This window comes from Kistimonas scapharcae, from assembly GCF_039540975.1.
Lineage (GTDB): Bacteria > Pseudomonadota > Gammaproteobacteria > Pseudomonadales > Endozoicomonadaceae > Kistimonas > Kistimonas scapharcae.
Genome location: NZ_BAABFL010000192.1, coordinates 1 through 754, shown reverse-complemented (window position 1 = coordinate 754; position 754 = coordinate 1). Strand labels below are relative to the sequence as shown.

Here is a 754-nt window from a genome sequence, read left to right as displayed (position 1 = left end):
TTTTGCCTGAAGAGCACAGGGGACGCTCTCTTCATTCAATTTAGCCTTACTTCTTCAGATCGTTAAGCGGGAGTTAAGGATAATCGGAACAATAGGTAAACGGATCGGCAGGCACCCATTCGCCGTCTTTTTCCTGCATCAGATAAAATTCAAATTCAAAGCCGGTTTTAATGGTCAATTGAAAATCATTCTTCAACGTATCCAGCATACGTTTCAAAAAATAACGTGTACATAGCGGCCATGGCTCTCCATCCTGCTGAACAATATCCGCAATAACCGTCGCATGCTCCGGTGAATAATCGGTTATTTTCAGGGTATCCCAGTCCGGTTTGAGCCAGTTCTCACCGGTACCGGAAAGCCCAGTATCCGGACACAGGGCATCACTCACAACAGACAACGCCTGGCTGGCAACAGTCAGCCCAATGCCCGTGGACTGAAATGTGTCCATCGCATCCCGATGGAAGGCCTTGGCGCGAATCAGATTCGCGTTATCACACCAGATCAACCGCACTAACACACTGGACTGCTCTGCTAACCGCTCAGCGATAACGGACATGGAGGATTCCTTAAACACGAGAAAAGAAACAAACCGTGATCAGGCCTCAAAGAGAGTAGACTATAATTTTTCTCCTCATTGAGTCTTTCAGTAGCGTTAAAAAACTGTACTGCCGATGTAAGTACTCAAAAACTCCTGTGCAGACCACATGGCAGCCAGCATGAGGCGTATTCGATAATATTTGCCAGTCTCGGAATT

The 754-nt window shown here is 46.8% G+C and carries 1 protein-coding gene; it reads right to left on the bottom strand.

Annotated features, from left to right (window positions below; genetic code table 11):
* Positions 1 to 73 precede the first annotated feature (73 nt).
* Positions 74 to 556, bottom strand: a complete 483-nt coding sequence (locus ABD892_RS10340; protein ID WP_345195544.1) for a type I glutamate--ammonia ligase — start codon at positions 554 to 556, stop codon at positions 74 to 76.
* Positions 557 to 754: the final 198 nt, after the last annotated feature.